At 62.6% G+C, this 13872-nt stretch carries 13 protein-coding genes and 1 pseudogene; 12 read left to right on the top strand and 2 right to left on the bottom strand.

Annotated features, from left to right (window positions below; translation table 11 throughout):
- Positions 1 to 197: 197 nt before the first annotated feature.
- The 3 genes from RMN95_RS04425 to rpsO all read left to right on the top strand — a co-directional run bounded on the left by RMN95_RS04425 (position 198) and on the right by rpsO (position 5484).
- The gene (locus tag RMN95_RS04425) at positions 198 to 1469 is read left to right on the top strand and encodes a DUF4143 domain-containing protein (RefSeq protein ID WP_309615745.1); all 1272 of its coding nucleotides are present in this window, start codon (positions 198 to 200) and stop codon (positions 1467 to 1469) included.
- Positions 1470 to 1555: 86 nt separating this feature from the next.
- Positions 1556 to 4927, top strand: a complete 3372-nt coding sequence (locus RMN95_RS04430) for a DEAD/DEAH box helicase family protein (RefSeq protein WP_309615746.1) — start codon at positions 1556 to 1558, stop codon at positions 4925 to 4927.
- 287 nt (positions 4928 to 5214) lie between these two features.
- Positions 5215 to 5484, top strand: a complete 270-nt coding sequence (rpsO, locus tag RMN95_RS04435) for a 30S ribosomal protein S15 (protein ID WP_309615747.1) — start codon at positions 5215 to 5217, stop codon at positions 5482 to 5484.
- A 169-nt stretch (positions 5485 to 5653) separates the two neighbouring features.
- Here rpsO and RMN95_RS04440 read toward each other — a convergent pair whose 3' ends face one another.
- A complete protein-coding gene (locus tag RMN95_RS04440) occupies positions 5654 to 6232 on the bottom strand; it encodes a DUF308 domain-containing protein (protein ID WP_309615748.1) in 579 nt (192 codons plus the stop codon).
- Positions 6233 to 6328: 96 nt separating this feature from the next.
- Between RMN95_RS04440 and RMN95_RS04445 the strand changes: the two genes are divergently transcribed.
- Both RMN95_RS04445 and RMN95_RS04450 read left to right on the top strand, forming a co-directional pair.
- Positions 6329 to 6742, top strand: a complete 414-nt coding sequence (locus RMN95_RS04445) for a PPOX class F420-dependent oxidoreductase (RefSeq protein ID WP_309615749.1) — start codon at positions 6329 to 6331, stop codon at positions 6740 to 6742.
- The gene (locus RMN95_RS04450; RefSeq protein ID WP_309615750.1) at positions 6739 to 7659 is read left to right on the top strand and encodes an NADP-dependent oxidoreductase; all 921 of its coding nucleotides are present in this window, start codon (positions 6739 to 6741) and stop codon (positions 7657 to 7659) included. Before RMN95_RS04445 ends, RMN95_RS04450 begins: the two co-directional genes overlap by 4 nt.
- A 28-nt stretch (positions 7660 to 7687) precedes the next feature.
- On the opposite strand, the gene RMN95_RS04455 is transcribed toward RMN95_RS04450, so the two are convergent.
- Entirely contained in the window at positions 7688 to 8047 is a 360-nt protein-coding gene (locus RMN95_RS04455; RefSeq protein WP_309615751.1) for a hypothetical protein, read from the bottom strand.
- 129 nt (positions 8048 to 8176) lie between these two features.
- Between RMN95_RS04455 and RMN95_RS04460 the strand changes: the two genes are divergently transcribed.
- From RMN95_RS04460 to RMN95_RS04490, 7 genes and pseudogenes are all read left to right on the top strand, one after another.
- Entirely contained in the window at positions 8177 to 9001 is an 825-nt protein-coding gene (locus RMN95_RS04460) for a DUF4397 domain-containing protein (RefSeq protein WP_309615752.1), read from the top strand.
- 95 nt (positions 9002 to 9096) lie between these two features.
- Entirely contained in the window at positions 9097 to 9681 is a 585-nt protein-coding gene (locus RMN95_RS04465) for a class F sortase (protein ID WP_309615753.1), read from the top strand.
- Positions 9682 to 9701: 20 nt separating this feature from the next.
- Positions 9702 to 10268, top strand: coding sequence for a sigma-70 family RNA polymerase sigma factor (locus RMN95_RS04470; protein ID WP_309615754.1), 567 nt, complete (start codon positions 9702 to 9704; stop codon positions 10266 to 10268).
- Positions 10249 to 10971, top strand: a complete 723-nt coding sequence (locus RMN95_RS04475; RefSeq protein WP_309615755.1) for an anti-sigma factor — start codon at positions 10249 to 10251, stop codon at positions 10969 to 10971. Before RMN95_RS04470 ends, RMN95_RS04475 begins: the two co-directional genes overlap by 20 nt.
- Before the next feature lie 47 nt (positions 10972 to 11018).
- The gene (locus tag RMN95_RS04480) at positions 11019 to 11420 is read left to right on the top strand and encodes a hypothetical protein (RefSeq protein ID WP_309615756.1); all 402 of its coding nucleotides are present in this window, start codon (positions 11019 to 11021) and stop codon (positions 11418 to 11420) included.
- Positions 11421 to 12826: 1406 nt separating this feature from the next.
- Positions 12827 to 13051: a hypothetical protein gene (locus tag RMN95_RS04485; protein WP_309615757.1), complete on the top strand. Its 225-nt coding sequence runs from the start codon at positions 12827 to 12829 to the stop codon at positions 13049 to 13051.
- 48 nt (positions 13052 to 13099) lie between these two features.
- A pseudogene (locus RMN95_RS04490) lies at positions 13100 to 13872 on the top strand (polyribonucleotide nucleotidyltransferase); the annotation flags it as partial.

Consider the following 13872-nt stretch of genomic DNA (forward strand, 5'->3'; position numbering starts at 1 on the left):
GAGTGCTGTGCCCAGCGCCGCGATGGCGCCGGAACCTGCGAGAGGCAAGTCGGTCAGTTGATCAGCAACCACCGACATTTGTTGAGACGCGCTCGTTCTCGGGAAGATTTCGCGGCTAGATGGATAGTAGATATGATGCTAAATGTATAGTTGAACCGCTGCTAGATGTATAGTTTGCGTGATCGAACGGAGGACGAGTGCTTGAGTACATTGAGCGAATCGTTGATCGTGAGCTCGACGAACTGTTCACCGGTCTCGCCGCGATCAGTCTCGACGGGCCCAAAGGTGTGGGCAAGACAGCAACAGCACTTCAGCGCGCCGCCACCACCTACCGCCTCGACACCGCCGCCGACTCTGAACTGATTCGTGCTGCTCCCGAACAGTTAGCAGTTGCTGCCAAACCTGTACTCATTGACGAATGGCAGCGGGTTCCAGAGGTGTGGGATCTGATTCGTCGCTGCACTGACGATGATTCGGCCGGCGGCCAGTTTCTGCTGACCGGAAGCGCGATACCGTCTGGCGCCGCTATCCACTCGGGTGCCGGGCGCATAGTGAGTTTGCGGATGCGTCCGCTATCGCTGGCGGAACGCGAGATCGAGAAGGCCACAGTAAGTCTTGGCGGGCTCCTCGATGGTGCTGGAGGCCCGGTGCGAGGCGAAACCGAGATCGCCCTCATCCACTATGTAAGGGAGATCATCGGGTCTGGTTTCCCCGGGATAAGACCCTTAGCGCCACGTTTGCAGCGCCAGCAACTTGACGGCTATATCTCACGAATCATCGAGCGTGAGTTCGCCGAGCAGGGCCTGCGAGTGAGACGGCCCGCCACTCTCCGATCCTGGCTCGCGGCATACGCATCCGCCACTGGCTCGACCGCGTCGTACTCGACAATTCTGGATGCGGCGACGCCCGGGCTCCCTGACAAACCGACTCGCATAACCACCATGACCTACCGCGACGTGTTATCGCAGTTGTGGCTTCTCGACGAGGTTCCTGCCTGGTATCCGCTGGGTCGAGAGTTCACGCGGCTAGGGAGTGCTCCGAAGCATTTTCTCGCAGACCCTGCTCTTGCGGCTCGCCTCTTGGGAATCACAGAGGATTCGCTACTCGACCCGATGCGCGCTCGTGTGATCGGGCCTCAGGAGGGAACCATCCTCGGGCGTCTCTTCGAGGCGCTGGTCGCCCTCTCGCTTCTCACCTATGCGCAGGCCTCCGAGGCGACTGTCAGCCACTTCCGAACTCGCAACGGAGATCGTGAGGTTGATTTTCTGGTTCAACGTGGCCAATCGATCGTCGCCATCGAGGTGAAACTTAGCATTTCGGTAGGTGACGACGACGTTCGTCATGTGCTGTGGCTCAAGCAACAACTCGGCAGTGCGTTGACCGACATGGTGGTGGTGTATTCCGGCACGCGCGCATATCGACGCTCTGACGGTGTCGCCGTGGTGCCGGCAGCGCTCCTCGGGCCCTAAAAAAATTTGTTGAGGCGCGCTCGTTCTGGGGGTCGGTCTGACAACTCCCACCCGATATCGTTGCGACAGGAGCACGAGAGGATCGAATGAGCAACTTCGACTTCCTGCGCGCAGAGTGGCCACAGATCGCCGAGGAAGCCCGCCGTGCCGAGCACTACACGAACGGCGATCAGCGTTCGTCGCTTTTCTACGCGCGACGTTCCATCGAGCTGATGGTGAACTGGCTCTATGAGGTGGATGCCACGCTCCGCCGCCCCTATAAAGACGACCTTGCGGCACTCACGTTTGAGCCCACCTTCAAGCAGCTTGTCGGGCCCGCCATCATCACCAAGCTCGACCTGATCCGCAAGCTCGGCAACAACGCGGTGCACCGCCCAGCTCCTCCGCGGCCGGGGGAGAGTCTTCAGGTCGTGCGTGAGCTGTTCCACGTGATGGTGTGGGTTGCCACGCGCTACGCACGCACCGCCGATGAGCGGCCGGCGACAGGCATCCAGTTCAACGCCGCAGCACTGCCGCAGCCCCAGGGCAGCACTGTTGCCCGAACCATGGCGCAGCTCACCAAGCTCGCACAGGACGTCGCGAGCAAAGATGCTGAACTCACCGCTGCGCTTGCGAGCAACGAATCGCTGGAAGCTGAAATTGCGACGCTGCGCACTGAGGTGGCTCTGGCGAAGATTGCCAACGCTGCGGTAACAGACACTCACGATTATCGCGAAGACGAGACACGCGACCTGTTCATCGATGTGCTTCTCAAGGAGGCTGGTTGGGCGCTCGACGCGGCCCGAGACAGAGAGTTTGAGGTCGCGGGCATGCCTGGAGGCGGAAAGGGTTTCGTCGACTACGTGCTGTGGGGTGACGACGGCCTGCCGCTGGGGCTGGTCGAGGCGAAACGAGCGCGCAAGGATGCTCTCGCCGGCCAGCAGCAGGCGAAACTCTACGCAGACAGTCTCGAAGCCGCGTACGGTCAACGACCAGTCATCTTTTACACCAACGGCTACGAGCATTTCATCTGGGATGATGCCAGCTACCCGCCCCGTCGCATCGACGGCTTCTACTCCCGTGACCAGCTTGAGTTGCTGATCCAGCGACGCACCACCCGCCGGCCGCTCGGCAGCCTCGAGATCGACGCGTCGATCGTCGAGCGGTACTACCAGACTCGCGCAATCAGGAAAATATCTGAGGCGTTCGAGGCGCAGGAGCGCAAAGCATTGCTGGTGATGGCAACCGGTAGTGGGAAGACCCGCACGGTGATCGCGCTCGCAGACCTGTTAATCCGGGCGAACTGGGCGAAGCGAATCCTGTTCCTGGCCGATCGAATCGCCCTCGTCAGCCAGGCGACTAATGCCTTCAAAACCCAGTTGCCCGACTCAGCCCCGGTCAATCTGGTGACCGACCGCGACACCGATGGGCGCGTGTACGTGTCGACGTACCCGACCATGATGGGGCTCATCGACGGCACCGCTGACGGTCTGAAGCGGTTCGGCCCCGGCTACTTTGACCTCATCGTCGTGGATGAGGCGCACCGCTCGGTCTATCAAAAGTACGGCGCCATCTTCGAGTACTTCGACTCGCTGCTCGTGGGCCTCACCGCGACCCCGAAAGACGAGATCGACCACAATACCTATGGCCTGTTCAACCTCGAGGACGGTGTTCCCACCGACTCCTACGACCTGACGGATGCCATCGCCGAGGGGTACCTGGTGCCTCCGGTGGGCCGCTCAATTGCGACGAAGTTCGTGCGGGAGGGCATCCGGTACGACGACCTGAGCGAGTCTGACAAGGAGGCGTGGGATCTGCTCGACTGGGATGACGGTGTCGTGCCGGTCGAGATCGACTCGAGCGCGATGAACTCCTGGCTGTTCAACATTGACACGGTTGACCTCGTGCTCGAGACCCTCATGACCGAGGGGCGCATGGTGGCCGGCGGCGACCGGCTGGGAAAAACCATCGTGTTTGCGAAGAACAACAAGCACGCCGAGTTCATCGCCGAACGCTTCAACGCGAACTATCCGCAATACAAAGGCGAGTTTGCCCGCGTGATCACCTACGCGCAGAGCTACAACCAGGGCCTGATCGACGCGTTCTCCACGCCCGAATCCTCCCCGCACATCGCCATCTCGGTCGACATGCTCGATACCGGCATCGACGTGCCTGATGTGGTGAACCTGGTTTTCTTCAAGCCGGTTCACTCGAAGACCAAGTATTGGCAGATGGTCGGGCGCGGCACTCGCCTTCGGCCCGATCTCTACGCGCCGGGGGAGCCCAAACAGGACTTTGTCATCTTCGACGTGTGCCAGAACATCGAGTACTTCAACGAGGATCTGCCCTCGGCCGGAACGTCACGGGTGCCATCGCTGCGCTCGCAACTATTCACCTCGCGCCTGCAGCTACTCGCGTCGATCGATTCAGCGCAGGATGACGCCGAGCTCAGCGCCATTCGCGCGGGACTCGTCGCGCGACTTCACGGACAGGTCGCCGGGATGAGCCTCGACAACTTCCTGGTGCGCCGATCACGCCGCGTCGTTGAGCGCTTCGCCGACGCGACAACGTGGCTCAACCCGACCGGGAGCGACTATGAGCAGGCGACCGAACTCGCCGATCTGCCGTCGTCACTCGACGTGCACGACACCGATGAGCTCGCCAAGCGTTTCGACCTGCTCGCACTCCATGCTCAGCTCGGGGTGCTCGGCGGCTCCTCGCCGACCAGCGCAGGCTTCGTCGCCGCGAAGACACGCGTGCAGGCGATCGCGACCGCTCTGGGAAACCAGCGCGGCGTCCCTGTTATTGACAGCAACATCCAGCTCATCGAGGCTGTGGCAAGCGAAGACTGGTGGGTGGATGTCACGGTGCCCATGCTCGAGATGGCGCGAGTTCGACTGCGCAGCCTCGTGCGGTTGATCGATTCCGCTCCGCGCGCCATCATCTACACAGACTTCGCCGACACCGCGGGAGAGTCGGCGGAGATCGAGATTCGCCGGGTCGCCGTCGGTGTCGACCGCGCGAGATTTCGCGATAAGGCCCTTGCCTTCCTGAGCGATCATGAGGACGACGCGGTGCTGTTCAAAGTGAGGCATGGAAAGCAGCTCACTGCGCTGGATCTCGAGCAGCTTGAGGCGATCATGATCGCGAGCGGTCTCGACAAAGCCAACCTGACGAGCGCCGCGCCCGACGGTCTCGGGCTGTTCGTCCGGTCGCTCATCGGCCTCGACCGCGAGGCCGCCACCGAGGCACTGTCGACGTTCACCGCTGGCACAACCTTCACGGCGAGCCAGCTCGACTTCGTCAACCTGCTGGTCGAGCAGCTCACCCAGCGCGGGGTTGTCGGGCCGGAGTTGCTGTTCGAAGCGCCGTTCACCTCGGTGTCGTCGACCGGCCCCGTGACGCTGTTCGGCGACGCGAAAGTGAGTGAACTGTTGGCGGCGCTGAAGCGCATCCGTGGCACGGCCGAGGCGGGCTGATCCCGAGCAGCGTCGTTGCGTACCCTCGAGACTCCAGTACTGACGCCGGCGCGGCGCGGCAAGAAGTGGAGTCTCGGCGGCGTTCCGGTACCCGCGTTTGAGTGCGAGACGCCACTTCGGCCGACCGTCGGCCACGTATAGCGGCGGCAGGGCCGACAAAACCCAGCCATCCGCACCCACCCATCCCTCTGCTAAACTCACAAGGTTGCCGTCTAACGGCCGCGGATCAAGAGAGCTCCCTCACTTCGAGGTGGGCGCCGCGCAACGAGGAGAAAGGGGATCACCTTATGGCTTTAGAAGCCAGTGTCAAGAAGGCGATCATCGACGAGTACGCTACCCACCCAGGTGACACGGGTTCCCCCGAGGTCCAGGTTGCGATGCTGACACACCGCATCAAGGATCTTACGGAGCACCTCAAGGAGCATAAGCACGACCACCACTCGCGTCGTGGCCTGCTGTTGCTCGTTGGCCAGCGTCGTCGCCTGTTGGGCTACCTCCAGGACATCGACATCACGCGCTACCGCGCGCTGATCGAGCGTCTCGGACTGCGCCGCTAATTCCCACTAGCACGGCCGCATGATCGCATCGCGATCCGTCGGAACCGGCAGTCGTGGGCCTGATCGCGTCGAAACTTGGCGAACGGGCCGTCACCTAAGGGTGGCGGCCCGTTTTACGTCTGCGCATGTATGTCTGCGCATGTATGTCTGCGCATGTATATCTGCGCGTTTACGGCTGTGCGGCCGCTTCGCCTCGACGCGGCAGCGCCAGCAGCGTCGTGCAACTGACGACGATGAGCAGGATGCCACCAATCGAGACCAGCGCGAGCACGCCGGCCGCGGGCAGCACGAACATCGCCACCCCCGCCGCGATTGACGCGATGCCGCTCAGCCAGCCGAACCAGCGTGGATGAATGGTTCCCCGCACGCCCCCGGCGAGGTCGACAATCCCCTCGAGGATCCAGCCAGCACCGATGACCACGGCGAGCACGACCAGTGATCGGAACGGGTTCGAGAGGCAGATGATGCCAGCCACGATGATCAGCAGGCCCATGAGGCCGGTGAGCCAACGCATCCCGGTACCCAGTTGGTCAGCGACGAATGCCGCCGTGATGCGGAACAGCCCCGAGGCGATCAGGTAGATCCCGAACAGAATTGCGACAGTGAGCAGGGATGCCCCGGGGAACAGGATGGCGATGATGCCCAGTATCAGCCCGATGACGGCCACGCCGATGAGCTGACCACGGTGCACCCGCAGCATGCCTGGCAGGATGGCCGCCGCACTCGGCGGTGTGTCGTGGCTCGTCATAGGTGTCCTCCCCGTTGTGCCGTGCACCTGCACGTTCATCCATCTTGGCAGTCCCCGCGGGATGAATGGCGGGGTCGAGCGGGTTAGTGTCAGATCATGCCCTCCTCCCAGAAGCTTCTTGCGCTCGGCGACGAGCAGTTCGTCTCCCTCACCACGTTCCGAAAGTCGGGCGTGCCGGTATCAACTCCGGTGTGGATAGCGCGCGACGGTGACTCGCTTGTGGTCACCACACCGGCCAGCAGCGGCAAGGTCAAGCGGTTGCGCAACAGTCCTCGGGTTCAGCTAAGCCCCTGCAGCAGGATGGGCAAGGTCGCAGAAGGCAGTGAATCTACCGAGGCGAATGCTGTGATTCTGGATGACCCGACCACAGTCGATCGTCTCGGAAACGTGTTTCTTGCCAAGTTCAGGCTGCAATACCGCATCTTCATGTGGATCGAGCGTCGCGGAAAAGAAGGCCAGAAGCAGCGCGTCATGCTGAGGATCACCGACGGGGATAGCCTTCAAGCATGAGTCGTCGTGTGGAGTACAACCGGTTCGGTGGGCCTGAAGTTCTTGAGATCGTGCACGTGGAGCCGCCGCATCCCGCGGCAGGCGAGGTGCGGGTGCGCGTGCTCGCTACCGGCATCAATCCGTTTGATGCGAAAGTATTTCGGGGCATGCCCACCTCGAACCCCCAGAGCGTGCAGTTTCCCGTGGGCAACGGCGCAGATTTCGCGGGCGTGATCGACGAACTGGGGGAGGGCGTCACCGCGGTGGGCGTCGGTGACACTGTGATGGGCAGCAGGATGTACTTCGCCCAGGCTGATTTCGTCGTCATCGGCTCCGATGAGGTCAGCCCCGTGCCGGCAGGCATGACCATCGAGCAGGCCGGTTCGCTCGACACCGCCGGCCGTACGGCGTGGGCCAGCGTCGAGTCGCTGCACCTGAGCCCCGATGATGTCGTGCTGGTGAGCGCCGCCGCAGGTGGTGTCGGTGTCATCGCGGTGCAGTTGGCGAAGCGGACGGGAGCCACTGTGATCGGCTCGGCCGGGGCATCCAATCACGAATTTCTGAAGAATCTCGGCGTGATCCCCGTGGAATACGGCGTCGGTCTCGCTGATGCCGTTCGCGCCATTGCGCCGCAGGGCATCACCGCGGCTCTGGACAACTTCGGCCACGGATTCGTGGAGGTCGCGCTTGAACTTGGGGCACCTGCGGCGCGCGTGAACACCATCGCTGATTACGAGGCGCCTGAGAAATACGGGGTCGGCGCCATCGGTGCGGCCGGGGCGAACATCGACGACCTGCGTAAGCTTGCTCAACTCATCGCCGACGGGGATGTCGAGTTCCCGATCGACTCAGTGTTTCCGCTCGAGCGTGTCGGGCATGCCTATGACCGGCTTCTTGCCGGGCACCTGCGCGGCAAGATCGTGCTCGTTACCCAGTAAGCGCCCGTCGGCAGAGTCGCGCCGCGTGTCAGGCCGCGGCGATGGCGACCGCGAGAACGACGCCGGCCGTGAGCGCGGCGAGTGCGATCGCGCAGCCCAGAGTCGCCCAGATCCTGCCGAGGCGCAGGTTACGTCGGAACGAGAACGTGACCGCAACCGCGGTAAGGGCGAAGAACACGAACCCGATAATCGCGCAGAACGTAAAAAACACGATCGCGATCGGTCGACCTGAGCCGGGCTCGGTGGCCCCGATGCTGACGGCCCACAGCACGATTGCCCAGAACCCGGTGATCACCGACAGCACGAAGGCTCCGATACCGAGGGCCGAACCGCGGCGCCCGCGAGTGGGGGCGCGGTCGGCCGGCGTGACGATGATGGGGGTACTCATGGCGCTAGTTTAACGTCGGCGTGAGAAGGCGTCGTCGAAATTTTTTGGGTTCTCTGCATCCAAACGCATCGCTCGAAGGGAACTACTCCATGTCAGGCGAGTTCCGTCCGACCACGAGAGGATGAAAAAGTGCGAAACAAAATTGTTGCGGGCGCCGCTATCGGCGTGCTCGCAGTCGTGGGCATGGCGATGCCCGCCCACGCAATCTCACCCGCCAATGCTGACCTGTCCGTGCTGCACGGCGTTCCCGACCTCCCCGTGGATGTCTATGTCAACGGCAAGCTGACACTGAACGACTTCAAGCCCGGCGATCTCGCTGGCCCGCTCGACCTGCCCGCGGGCAAGTACACGGTCGCGATCACCGCAGCGGATGCCGTGGACGATAAGAAGCCAGTGATCGGGCCGATCGACCTGACCCTCGCGGCGAATACTAGCTACACAGCCGTGGCTCACCTGAAGGCCGATGGCACCCCCACCGCCACGCTGTTTACCAACGACATCAGCAAGATTCCCGCCGGACAGGGCAGGCTCACCGTGCGTCACACCGCCGCGGCCCCTGCCGTGGATGTGCTGGCAAACGGCAAAGCAGCCTTCACCAACCTCACTAACCCGAAAGAGGTGAAGGCCGACCTCCCCGTCGGAACGATCTCGGCAGCGGTCGCCCTCACCGGCACCACCGCTCCGGTAATCGGTCCGGCTGATGTCGCTATCGCGGAAGGCGTCAACACGATCGTCTATGCCTGGGGCAGCGCCACTGGTGGCAACCTCAAGCTGGCCGTCCAGACGATCACCGGGCTCCACTCCACCCCGGGTGGTGTGAACGCCGGTTCTGCTGGCTTCGCGGCAGATCCTGACCCGGCCATGGTGGCCTGGGGCATCGCAGGGTTGATTGCGCTGCTCGCTGCTGCTGGTTTCTCGGTTGCTCGCGTGCGTGCTGCTCGCCAGTCCCGCTAAGCCACGGCTCAAGCAACACATCCAGTAATAACACCCGAATCACAGCAGAAAGCAGGAGGAGCAGCGTGATCGCTCGTGTATCTACGGCCCTTATCATGTTGTTCCTCCTTGCGGGCTGCTCCAGCGCCCCGCTGGAGCAGCTCGCCCCGACCCCCGTATCCACGCCAATACCGGCCCCGACGGCAGAGATTAGTGTTCCGGTCCAGGGCTCGGAGGTGACTCCTCCCGTCGAGTCAAGCCCTCCGGTAAGGATTCAGGTGCCATCCGTGCAGATCGACATCTCGATCCAACCCGTCGGGGTGGGGGATGACGGCGAAATGGCGATCCCGAAAGACATCACCATAGGCGGCTGGTACCAGTACGGTTCTTCCCCCGGAAGTCCGGTCGGATCGACGGTGATTACCGCCCACGTTGATGCGTTCGACCAGGGTCTCGGCCCGTTCGCTTACCTCAAAGAGATGCCAGCAGATGCCGAGGTGATTGTGACGACCGCGGACGGAGTCGATCATCGTTACGTGGTCGCTTCTGTTCAAAATGTGGAAAAGAAACAGCTTCCACTCGACCAGGTATTCGATCGGGCGGGCGCTCCACGCCTCGTTCTGATCACCTGCGGTGGCCAATTTGACCAGAACGTGCTGAACTATTCCGATAACGTCATTGCGATCGCCAACCCGGCGTGATCCACGTGAACGGAATACCGATGACCGCCACCGATGTGGAGGACGAGTCCCGACTCTGCCTTGCTTTCGTGGCGGGGGATGAGAAGGCTCTAGCGGAGGTCTACTCCCGCTGGGCGTCCCTCGTGTATACCCTCGCGCTTCGCTCGCTCGGCGACGTTGGAGACGCCGAGGATGTCACCCAGAAGGTGTTCGTCGCGGCGTGGACGGGGCGTGGAAAATTCGACGTCTCGCGCGCGCGCCTGTCGTCGTGGCTGGTCGGTATCACGAAGAATAAGATTGCGGATACTCATGAAGCCCGTGCTCGCATTCGCCGGCTGCAGCAAGAGCTTGCTGCTACCTCCTCTCTGGGTGAGCGCGTGTCGGAGGAGATCGACCTTGCTGACACCCTTTTGGTCGCGGACGAAATTGCACGACTCGACCCTGAGGCGCAACGAGTGATGCGTCTCGCATTTTTTGACGATCTCACACACAACCAAATTGCTGTCCGCCTCGAACTACCTCTGGGGACGGTCAAAAGCCACATCCGACGCAGCCTGCAGAAGATGCGAAGCCGATTGGAGGCGACCTATGCGACACGTCGATCCTGACATCCTTGCGCTGCTCGCCCTCGGTGAGCATGTCGGTTCTCCGAATGATCGTGCGCACCTGCGCGACTGCGAAGCATGTCGCGCGGAGCTTGACAATCTCGAGCGCACCGCCGTGGTCGGGCGTTCCACGTTTGACGCGGGCGAGCTTCTCGAGCCGCCCGACCGGGTGTGGTCGCGCATCAGCGACGAGTTGGCGCTCGCCGAGGATGCGCCGCTCAATCTCGCCCAGGTTACCGCGCTCGAGTCTCGCCGCTCGCTTCGCGCTCGTCGCCCCCGTCGGTGGATTGCCGCGTTTGCCGCAGCAGCAGCGCTGGTCCTCGTTCTCGGAGGCGTAGGTGCTACCTGGCTGGCGCTTCGTCCCGCGCCGACCACTGTTTTGGCCAGCGCGGCGTTGGATGCATTCCCCGGCTGGACGGGGTCGACGGGGGAGGCCATGGTGAAGCAGCAGCCCGACGGCGCCCGCGTGATTCAGGTCTCGCTCGACACTCCCGGTGATGGCAATGGATACCGCGAGGTATGGCTGATGTCCTCTGATGCGAGTGATCTTGTGAGCCTCGGCGTGGTGCGTGGCACCGCCGGCACGTTTACCGTTCCCGATGGCCTTGACTTGTCGCGATACGACCTTGTCGACATCTCCTCGGAGCCCTACGACGGTGACCCTACCCACTCGGGCGACTCCATCCTGCGTGGTCAGCTGTCCTGAGCGGGCAGTTAACGTGAGTGGACGGCGCTACGCGATACGATCTGGATATGCCTGAACTCGATCGCAACGACCACGGCAAGGGTTCTTTCAGCCAGTACAGGGGTGTGCTGGTTCCTGTGAACGGTAGGGTGCGGATCAGGCTCGCGGGCAGCAACCCCTTCCAGGAGCAACTTCGAGACTTGATCGACAGCGGCGACACTGAACTAGCGACGGCGATCGGTCGGCGTACTCAGCAGCAGGAGGGTGCAGATACCGAGATCGAAGTGAGACTGTTTACCGGTTCCAGGGTCAGTGGCCCCGTCGGATTTGTTCCTCGTGGGCTCGAGTCAGCGGTTGACGAAGCGCTATCCAGGCTGGATGTCACGGGACTCAAGCAGCGAATACCGGTGGAGATCATCCGCAAGGGTGGGCTACTCCGGGTCGAGTTGCTGATGGGCCAGACCCGCTGATGGGCCAGACTCGCTGATCGTCCGGACTCACCAATCGTCCAGATGTGCTGAGGGGCCAGACCTCGGGCTGGAGCTCACCGCAGCTTTGTCCCCCTCAAGGGGGACAATTCGCGTGACAAACGTGATCCAAACCGATATCGTGACCACGTGACAGATGATGGTAAAAACTCGGATTTGAATGCTCTCGGATCCTATGATGCAGAGTGGTTCCTCGCACAACTGACCGGCCGGGACCCCGCCGAGGTTCGAGCCTCTGCGGCTGCTCACCCTGATGTCACGCGCGGCCTGGCAATTCCGGTCTCACTGGCCAAGCCCACTCGGGCGGTCAAACCCGCGCGATCGACAAAGGCCAGACCCGCACCCGATATCGCCGAGCGGACAGTGTCCCCGACACAGGACACTGTGGCGGCACCTGCACCGATACCTGCACCGATACCTGTATCGATACCTGCACCGATACCCGCACTGATACCTGCACTGATACCTGCACTGATACCGATCGCCGCCGCGACTGCCACTGCGACCGTCACTACTGCCACTGAAACCGCGACTGCGACTGCGTCTGCCACTTCCACTGCTACTGCTACTGACCGAGCCAGCGTGCATCGCCTCTCCAAGATCATGCTGGGCTGGCACAGCATCGGAAGTGTCTTCCGAACATTGTCTGCTCCTCGCTACCGTCTTACCGCAATTTCGTCTCTGGCTTTCGTTGTTCTCATTGCAGGTGCGCTTATCGCTGTCGCTCCGGTTCCGGGATCCGCACCTGGGCCCACCGTGGCAGAACCGGTATCCGAAAATCCGGATGGGTTGCAGACCACCGGTGAGGACGACCTCCCCACGCTGCCGTTCCGTGATGGGCCGAACATCCAGTCCGAGTCTGGGGCAATCGGTCTACGAGGGGTCACATCGCAGCCCCGCCGGGACGTGACTGATGAGCCTGACTCCACCGGTTCGGTACGGGGAAATCCCCCCGCTTCGACCATGCCGGCCAACCCTCCCGGCGCGACACCGTCGCCCACCGCGGGCCCGACCGCCGATCCGACCCCGCGACCCACGCCGTCCCCTACTCCAGCTCCCACGCCGACTCCCACTTCTGATCCCACACCCACCCCGGACCCGACGCCCACGCCAACCCCGACGTCCACCCCGGACCCGACGTCTCCTCCGCAACCGACACCTGCTCCGGGATCACAGACACCCTGAGATCGCTCCCCCGAGGATTCCCGAGAAGCGGTGCGCGTCGCCCACCCCGCTGTCCCTCTGCACCGATCGTTCGGCCCTGATCGGTGTTCGGTGTGTGCCGTCGTCGAGGTAATGTGACCATCACCCGGGCCAAGGCCCGAGGCCGAAACCGGCGTGACGACACGCCGTTGCTGGTAGGCTCTCATTGTCGTGCGCGGTACTCCGTGGCACGACAACCGGAGCAGGCAGGCAAGAAGCTGGTCATCGGTGGTGAATTACTGGATGTTATGCCGAATTACGGCACGCGGGCCAGTGTTTTTCTACTGCTGGCCAGAGCAGCATCCACCATTGGATGCGGCGCTAAAGCGCATGAATCGCTGGGATTATCCAGCATGGTGTGTCGCCCCTTTCTTCCCGATCCTGCTCTGCGTTTTAACGAACGCCGATGAGTCGCCAGCCACACGGGCCGGCGACATTAAACAAAGGAGAAACCCCCCTTGGAGGGTCCAGAAATCACGTCAGCCGAAGCCGTTCTCGATAACGGTAAGTTCGGCACCCGCACGGTCCGATTCGAGACCGGTCGACTCGCGCAGCAGGCACAGGGTGCCGTCGCCGCGTATCTCGACGATGACACCATGATCCTTTCCGCTACCAGTGCAGGAAAGCACCCGCGCGACGGGTTTGACTTCTTCCCTCTCACGGTAGACGTGGAAGAGCGTTCATATGCAGCAGGCAAAATCCCCGGAAGCTTTTTCCGCCGCGAAGGTCGTCCGTCAACGGAGGCCATCCTGGTCTGCCGACTGATCGACCGACCGCTGCGCCCGACCTTTGTCGAGGGCCTACGCAACGAGGTCCAGATTGTCATCACGGTGCTGTCCATTGCACCGGATGAGTTCTACGACGCGCTCGCGATTAACGCTGCGTCTCTCAGTACGCAGATCTCCGGCCTTCCGTTCTATGGACCGGTCGGGGGCATCCGCCTCGCCCTCATCTCGGCTCCCGGTGGGGCAGACCAGTGGGTCGCCTTCCCGAAGTACAGCCAGCTCGCTGACGCCGTCTTCGACCTGACCGTCGCCGGCCGGCTCGTCACTGACGAGAACGGCAACGAAGACATCGCCATCATGATGGTGGAGGCCGAAGCCACCGAGGGTAGCTGGGAGCTCATCAAGGCAGGTGCCACGAAGCCGGATGAGGCCATCGTCGCGCAGGGTCTTGAAGCATCCAAGCCGTTCCTCACGCAGCTCATCAAGGCCCAGCTGTCGCTTGCGTC

The organism is Salinibacterium sp., from assembly GCF_031364185.1.
In the GTDB taxonomy this organism is placed as follows: domain Bacteria; phylum Actinomycetota; class Actinomycetes; order Actinomycetales; family Microbacteriaceae; genus Rhodoglobus.

Excerpts from the sequence above, each read along its gene's own strand:
- RMN95_RS04440 (WP_309615748.1), bottom strand. The coding sequence starts at position 6,232 with ATGACGAGCCACGACACACCGCCGAGTGCGGCGGCCATCCTGCCAGGC.
- rpsO (WP_309615747.1), top strand. The coding sequence starts at position 5,215 with ATGGCTTTAGAAGCCAGTGTCAAGAAGGCGATCATCGACGAGTACGCT.
- RMN95_RS04455 (WP_309615751.1), bottom strand. The coding sequence starts at position 8,047 with ATGAGTACCCCCATCATCGTCACGCCGGCCGACCGCGCCCCCACTCGC.
- RMN95_RS04480 (WP_309615756.1), top strand. The coding sequence starts at position 11,019 with ATGCCTGAACTCGATCGCAACGACCACGGCAAGGGTTCTTTCAGCCAG.
- RMN95_RS04470 (WP_309615754.1), top strand. The coding sequence starts at position 9,702 with ATGACCGCCACCGATGTGGAGGACGAGTCCCGACTCTGCCTTGCTTTC.
- RMN95_RS04445 (WP_309615749.1), top strand. The coding sequence starts at position 6,329 with ATGCCCTCCTCCCAGAAGCTTCTTGCGCTCGGCGACGAGCAGTTCGTC.
- RMN95_RS04450 (WP_309615750.1), top strand. The coding sequence starts at position 6,739 with ATGAGTCGTCGTGTGGAGTACAACCGGTTCGGTGGGCCTGAAGTTCTT.
- RMN95_RS04430 (WP_309615746.1), top strand. The coding sequence starts at position 1,556 with ATGAGCAACTTCGACTTCCTGCGCGCAGAGTGGCCACAGATCGCCGAG.
- RMN95_RS04475 (WP_309615755.1), top strand. The coding sequence starts at position 10,249 with ATGCGACACGTCGATCCTGACATCCTTGCGCTGCTCGCCCTCGGTGAG.
- RMN95_RS04465 (WP_309615753.1), top strand. The coding sequence starts at position 9,097 with ATGTTGTTCCTCCTTGCGGGCTGCTCCAGCGCCCCGCTGGAGCAGCTC.